This window comes from Stenotrophomonas sp. P5_B8 (assembly GCF_054049855.1).
In genome coordinates, this window is the sequence record NZ_JBFULO010000212.1 from 1 (window position 1) to 6,440 (window position 6,440).

Annotated in this window: 6 protein-coding genes and 2 tRNA genes; 5 read left to right on the forward strand and 3 right to left on the reverse strand. The window is 67.4% G+C overall.

Features of this window, described 5'->3' with window-relative positions:
- Window positions 1–109: 109 nt before the first annotated feature.
- The gene (locus ACXJKH_RS12410) at window positions 110–1,177 is read right to left on the reverse strand and encodes a GlxA family transcriptional regulator (protein ID WP_457319661.1); all 1,068 of its coding nucleotides are present in this window, start codon (window positions 1,175–1,177) and stop codon (window positions 110–112) included.
- Between the two features lie 220 nt (window positions 1,178–1,397).
- On the opposite strand from ACXJKH_RS12410, the gene ACXJKH_RS12415 reads away from it, so the two are divergent.
- From ACXJKH_RS12415 to ACXJKH_RS12430, 4 genes are all read left to right on the forward strand, one after another.
- Entirely contained in the window at window positions 1,398–1,796 is a 399-nt protein-coding gene (locus ACXJKH_RS12415) for a heavy metal-responsive transcriptional regulator (RefSeq protein WP_457319662.1), read from the forward strand.
- The gene (locus ACXJKH_RS12420) at window positions 1,793–4,195 is read left to right on the forward strand and encodes a heavy metal translocating P-type ATPase (protein ID WP_457319663.1); all 2,403 of its coding nucleotides are present in this window, start codon (window positions 1,793–1,795) and stop codon (window positions 4,193–4,195) included. Before ACXJKH_RS12415 ends, ACXJKH_RS12420 begins: the two co-directional genes overlap by 4 nt.
- A gap of 61 nt (window positions 4,196–4,256) precedes the next feature.
- Window positions 4,257–4,332, forward strand: a tRNA-Ala gene (locus ACXJKH_RS12425).
- A 49-nt stretch (window positions 4,333–4,381) separates the two neighbouring features.
- Window positions 4,382–4,457, forward strand: a tRNA-Glu gene (locus ACXJKH_RS12430).
- Between the two features lie 43 nt (window positions 4,458–4,500).
- Here the strand turns inward: ACXJKH_RS12430 and ACXJKH_RS12435 are convergent.
- Window positions 4,501–4,917, reverse strand: coding sequence for a GNAT family N-acetyltransferase (locus tag ACXJKH_RS12435; RefSeq protein WP_457319664.1), 417 nt, complete (start codon window positions 4,915–4,917; stop codon window positions 4,501–4,503).
- 84 nt (window positions 4,918–5,001) lie between these two features.
- Here ACXJKH_RS12435 and ACXJKH_RS12440 point away from each other — a divergent pair, with 84 nt between their 5' ends.
- Window positions 5,002–5,958, forward strand: coding sequence for an SOS response-associated peptidase family protein (locus ACXJKH_RS12440; RefSeq protein WP_457319665.1), 957 nt, complete (start codon window positions 5,002–5,004; stop codon window positions 5,956–5,958).
- A 10-nt stretch (window positions 5,959–5,968) separates the two neighbouring features.
- On the opposite strand, the gene ACXJKH_RS12445 is transcribed toward ACXJKH_RS12440, so the two are convergent.
- Entirely contained in the window at window positions 5,969–6,349 is a 381-nt protein-coding gene (locus tag ACXJKH_RS12445; protein WP_256777212.1) for a response regulator, read from the reverse strand.
- Window positions 6,350–6,440 lie beyond the last annotated feature (91 nt).

Below are 6,440 nucleotides of genomic sequence, written 5' to 3' on the forward strand. Positions count from 1 at the left end.
GTCCCAGCCCATCCCGGATCGGGCAAGCCGMAACCGCACATACGACAACGGCAGGCCGCATGCGCGTACCCGCCGTTGCATCTACGTCCTGCCTGCTGGCACGGCGACGTCAGGCCGCAGACCGCATCGGCTCTTCGACATCACGCGGTACGCTGGTGCGCGTGCGCTCACCGCGACGCTGCACGAAGATCTGCCGGCGATAACGTGCCGGGGTCACCCCGACGATACGCAGGAACAGACGGCGGAATGCGCTCTGGTCGGAATAGCCAACCGCCCACGACACTTCATCCACTACCCCGCCGGCCTGCAGCAACAACTGCGCCTTGGCGATGCGCAGGCGCTGGCAGTACTCGATCGGACGCAGCCCGGTGGCCTTGAGGAAACGCCGCTGCAGGGTGCGCGGCTCCAGCCCGGAGGAGTCGCAGATGTCCTGCAGCGTCACCCCGCGCGCGGCGATGGTATGCAGCCAGCGCTGCGCCTTGAGGATGCAGCGGTCACCATGGGCGAAGTTGGGACTGAAGCGTTCCAGGTCGTCCTGCACCGCGCGCGGGATCACCAGTTGCAGCTGCGCGATCGCCTCGGCCATCACGCTCTGTCCGTACACCCGCGCAAGCAGCCGCAGGCTGAGGTACTTCCACGCATCCACGCCGGACGCACTGAGCAGGTCGCCGTCATCGACCAGGGCACGATCACCCTGCAACCAGCTCGGGACCATCGAGGCCAGCGAGGGGCAACGCGCCACGTCCGGCAGGCTCACCGTGCGTCCGGCCAACACGCCGCTGGCGGCCATCAGCAGCCCGCCTTCATCGCAGCCGGCCAGCACGCTTCCGCCATCGTGGCAGTCGCGAAGCCACGCCAGCATGCGCTCATCCGGCGGCGCCAGCGGCCAGCTCGGCTCATTGCCGGGCACGACCACGATCGCTGGCGGCGCATCACCGAACAGCTCGGCACCGGCGACCCGCTGCACACCCCGGCTGGACAGCGTCCACCGGGTGACCAGCATCCGCGCACCCTGGCGCTTGACGGCCGCAGCCGTGCGGTTGCAGCGCTGCGCCAGTTCGGACAGCACAGGCGCCGCTGCCCTCAGGCTGCCGGGGTACTCGAGCACGGCCACTTCCATCAGGACCGGCGATGCGCTCTTGGGGACAGTCGACAGGGGGGTGAAGGGTGCATCCATGGGCAAGCTCCTCAAGCAAGATCTGTAACCAGCGAAACCCACGTGGGACAAGGGATTTCCGCGAATCTGATCGAGCCTACGGAGGCGGCGGCGCGGCGGCTATGAAACTAGTTGTATTTTTCGGTCCAGGCGCGACATCGGCAGGCTGCCCTTCAGCAACCCTTGACTCTTGACCAGACTCCAGGGTTTACGCTGCGCCCAGCTCTTCAACGAGGTGGACATGAACATAGGACAGCTCGCACGCGAATCCGGCGTGCCGATCGACACCGTGCGCTATTACGAGCGCCAGCACCTGCTGCCCACCGCGCGCCGCAGCGCGGGCGGCTACCGGGTCTTCGACGGCAACGACCTGACCCGGCTGCAGTTCATCCGGCGCGCCAAGGCCCTGGGCTTCACCCTGGAAGAAATCGGTGAACTGCTCAGCCTGAGCGACCAGCGCGGCAAGGACATGGGCCAGGTGCGCGACAGCGCCGTGCACAAGCTGGCCGACATCGAACAACGCATCGTCGAGCTGCAGCGCATGCACGGCGCGCTCAAGCAACTGGTCGACGCCTGCCCCGGCCACGGCGAGCTCGCGCAATGCCCGATTCTTGCCGCCCTGACGGAGTCCCGCCCATGAACCATGACCACCGCCACGGCGGCAGCAGTTGCTGCAGCAGCACGCCGGCGCCCGCCCCGGTCCCGGCACACGGCAACCGCTGCTGCGGCAGCAAGCCACCTGGCGACGCGCAGACCGTCAAGGATCTGGTCTGCGGCATGGACGTGGATCCGGCCACCACGGCCCATCATGCCCGCCACGACGGCAGCGACTACCCCTTCTGCAGCGATGGCTGCCGCCGCAAATTCATCACCGACCCACAGCGCTATCTCGATCCGTCATCGCATGTGGCCGCGCCGGTTCCGGCCGGCACGCTCTACACCTGCCCGATGGACCCGCAGATCGTGCAGGAAGGCCCCGGCACCTGCCCCATCTGCGGCATGGCGCTGGAACCGATGATGCCCAGCCTGGACGAGGGCGAGAATCCCGAACTGACCGACTTCCGCCGCCGCTTCTGGTGGAGCCTGCCGCTGAGCGTGGCCACCATGGCGTTGGCGATGCTGGCGATGACGCCCTTGTTGCGCGGCCTGTCGCCCGACCTGCGGGTGTGGATCGAACTGGCGCTGGCCACCCCGGTGGTGCTGTGGGCCGGTTGGCCGTTCCTGCAGCGCTGGGCGCAGTCCATCGGCAACCGAAGTCCGAACATGTGGACCCTGATCGGCACCGGCGTGCTGGCTGCCTACGGCTACAGCGTGGTCGCCACGATCGCGCCGGACCTGTTCCCCGCTTCCTTCCGCCAGCACGGCCATGTCGGGGTGTACTTCGAAGCGGCCGCAGTGATCATCTCGCTGACCCTGCTGGGCCAGTTGATGGAACTGCGCGCGCGTGACAAGACCTCGGCGGCGATCAAGGCGCTGCTCGGTCTGGCCCCGAAGACCGCTCGGGTACTGCGCGAGGATGGCCACGAGGAAGATGTCGACATCGGCCAACTGCAACCGGGCGATCGCCTGCGCGTGCGCCCCGGCGAAAAGGTGCCSGTTGACGGCACCGTGCTGGAAGGCCGCTCCTCCATCGACGAATCGATGCTCACCGGTGAAGCGGTGCCGGTCGGCAAGGGCGTCGGCGACAGCGTGATCGGCGCCACCCTCAACGGCACCGGCAGCCTGGTGATCCGCGCCGACCGCCTGGGCGATGACAGCATGCTCGCGCAGATCGTGCAGCTGGTGGCGCAGGCCCAGCGCTCGCGCGCACCGATGCAGCGCCTGGCCGACAGGGTCGCTTACTGGTTCGTGCTGGCGGTGCTGCTGGCCGCGGTGCTGACGTTCTTCGGCTGGGGCCTGTTCGGACCGGAACCGTCGTGGACCCATGGCGTGCTCAGTGCGGTGGCCGTGCTGATCATCGCCTGCCCGTGTGCGCTGGGACTGGCCACGCCGATGTCGATCATGGTCGCCACCGGTCGGGCCGCGCAGCACGGCGTACTGTTCCGCGACGCCGAAGCAATCGAGGCGCTGCGCCAGATCGATACGCTGGTGGTGGACAAGACCGGCACGCTGACCGAAGGCCGACCGCAGTTCCGCGACGTACAGGCCGTCGCCCCGTTCGCCGTCAATGAGGTGCTGCAGTGGGCGGCGAGCCTCGACCAGGGCAGCGAACATCCGCTGGCCGCGGCCATCGTGGCCGAAGCCAGGCAACGCGGCGTGCCGTTGTCGCCGGTGGCGGCGTTCGATTCGCTGACCGGCATGGGTGTGCGTGGCAGCGTGGACGGCAAGCCGATGCTGCTGGGCAACGCAGCGCTGATGCAGGAACAGGGTATCGCGCTGGACGCCCTGCGTGAGCATGCCGCAGGCCTGCGTCGCGCCGCTGCCAGCGTGATGTACCTGGCCGTCGATGGACAGCTTGCCGGGCTGCTTGCGGTGGCCGATCCGATCAAGGCATCCACCGCCGAGGCAATCGCGGCGCTGCATCGCGACGGTCTGCGCATCGTGATGGCCAGCGGCGACGGCATCGCCACCGCCGAAGCGGTCGCGCGCGAACTCGGGTTGGACGAGGTGCACGGTGAAATGCGCCCGGCCGACAAGGCCGCGCTGATCCGAACGCTGCAGGCGCAGGGACGCAAGGTGGCGATGGCCGGCGACGGCATCAACGATGCACCTGCACTGGCCACGGCCGATGTCGGCATCGCGATGGGCAATGGCACCGACGTGGCGATGTCCAGCGCGCAGGTCACGCTGGTCAAGGGCGACCTGTGCGGGATCCTGCGTGCACGCCAGCTGTCCACCGCCAGCGTGCGCAACATGCGCCAGAACCTGGGCTTCGCCTTCCTCTACAACGGGCTCGGCATTCCGGTCGCGGCCGGCCTGCTGTATCCGCTTGGGATCACGTTGTCGCCGATGCTGGCGGCCGTGGCGATGAGCTTGAGTTCGGTGTCGGTGATCAGCAACGCGTTGCGTCTGCGTCATCAACGTTTGCCGAGTGCATGAAATGCGATTTTTCGCTTGCCAATCCAAAACGCCATCGCTATGATTCCGCTCCTCACGACGTGGGGCCATAGCTCAGCTGGGAGAGCGCCTGCATGGCATGCAGGAGGTCGGCGGTTCGATCCCGCCTGGCTCCACCACTTCTYCGGACACAGGCCGTCCGACAGAAGCCAAAATTCGGTTTAACGCGTCCCCATCGTCTAGAGGCCTAGGACATCACCCTTTCACGGTGGCGACCGGGGTTCGAATCCCCGTGGGGACGCCAGCTTCAAACAAACAGCCCTGACTTCGGTCGGGGCTTTTTGTTTTCAGCCGATGACCTTGGCCATCCCCACCGATCGCGGCGCGGTTTCCACGAACCCGAACTGCGCATACAGGGCATTGGCCTGCCCGTCGGCGATCAGGCTCACATACGCGCCCACCGCATTGGCGTGCAGCCACTGATCCAGCTGCTGCATCACCGCCTTGCCCAGCCCCCTGCCCTGCCATTGCGGCAGCACCGCGATATCCACCACCTGCAGGAAACACCCGCGATCGCCGATCAGCCGGCCCATCGCCAGCAGGCGTTCGCCGTCGCGGATACTCACCCCGAACACCGTATTGGGCAGGCCCACCGTGGCCGCCGCCAGCGACTTCGGGCTCAGCCCGGCCAGCACCCGCAGTTCACGGTATTCGGCAACGCTGGGCGGATGGGGGAAACACTGCAGGCCATCAGGCAGGGACATGGCGGAACGCACTCCGGTGAATGGACCATCAGCATGCACCTTCCCTTTCTCATCGGGTGCGACCAATCGCCTTATCCTGTGCGCATGTGCTACTCCGCCCAGATCCGCGCCGATTACACCAAGCTGGTCCGCGAGTACGGGGCCATGATGTCGCTGGACGAATTCGCCCAGCTCTACGCCCACGACGCCGGCAAGCAGCGCCCCAAGACGCCCAAGGCCATGGACGATGGCTTTGCCGGTGCGCGCACCGCCCAGGGCCAGGACATCGTGGCGAAGATCCAGCAGTGGCACGCCGAGGAAATGCAGACCCTCGACCAGGAGATCCGCCTGCAAAGCGCCCGCCTCACTGCGGCCGAAGCTGCCCTGGCCGCCCGCCCGACGCAGAAGGCCCGCAACGAGGCGCGCATCGCCGGCAACCGGGTCGAACGCGCGCAAGCGCGCCTGGATGACCTGCGCCGCAGCGGGTTGCTACCGCGCGACAGCCGCATCTTCCCCGGCGTATACGCACCGGTGATCGTGTCCGAACACGGCCAGCGCGTGATCAAGCCGATGCGCTACCAATGCCGCCTGCCGGACAAGCCAGCGCGTAACGACACCCTCTACCCCGGCACCTACAACGCGCGCCGCGACAGCCTGGAGCCCTACTGGAAGAGCGCCTTCGGACATCGCCACGGCGTAGTGGTGGTGCAGTCGTTCTACGAGCATGTGCCGCGCCACGCGCTGGAGCAGCGCGCACTGGCGCCCGGCGAGAAGCCGGGTAACGTCGTCCTGGAATTTCGACCGCAGCCACCGCGCGATCTTTTGATCGCCTGCCTGTGGTCGGAGTGGGAAGGTCCGGAAGGACGCCTGCTATCGTTCGCCGCGATCACCGATGAACCGCCGCGCGACGTCGCTGCGGCCGGCCACGACCGCTGCATCGTGCCGATCCGGCCGGAATACCTGGATGCGTGGCTCAATCCGGACCCACAGGACCTGGCCGCGCTTTACCGCATCCTGGACGACCGCGAACCGGTCGACCTGGCGCACACCGAAGCGGCCTGAGCCGCCGCGATCAGCTGGCGACCGAGGCGCCCTGCAGCGCGCGGGCCAATGCCGCAATCAACTCGGCGGTCAGGTACGGTTTGCTCAACACCACCCCCGCACGCAGCGCCGCCGGCAGATGATCCGGGGCCATGCCGGTGGTCAGCACGAACGGAATCCCGCGCGCACTCAGTGCCTCGGCGACGGCTTCACTCGTTTCATTATTGGCCAGCCGGTAATCCAGCAACGCCACCTGCGGCTCGCTTGTGCCCAGCAGGCGCAATGACTCGGCAACCGAGGCGGCAAGGCCCACGACAACGGCGCCGGACTGTGCCAGCTGCATCTGCAGCAGCGCCGCGCTCATCTCGTCGTTCTCCACCACCAGTACGCGCAGATCCTGCAACGTGCTCATTCCGGCTCCCTGTATGGTTCAGCGCGATGAGTATAGCGTGCCGGTCCGATGACGCCGACATGCGGTCTGAAGCATTCAGGCCTCCCCAGAC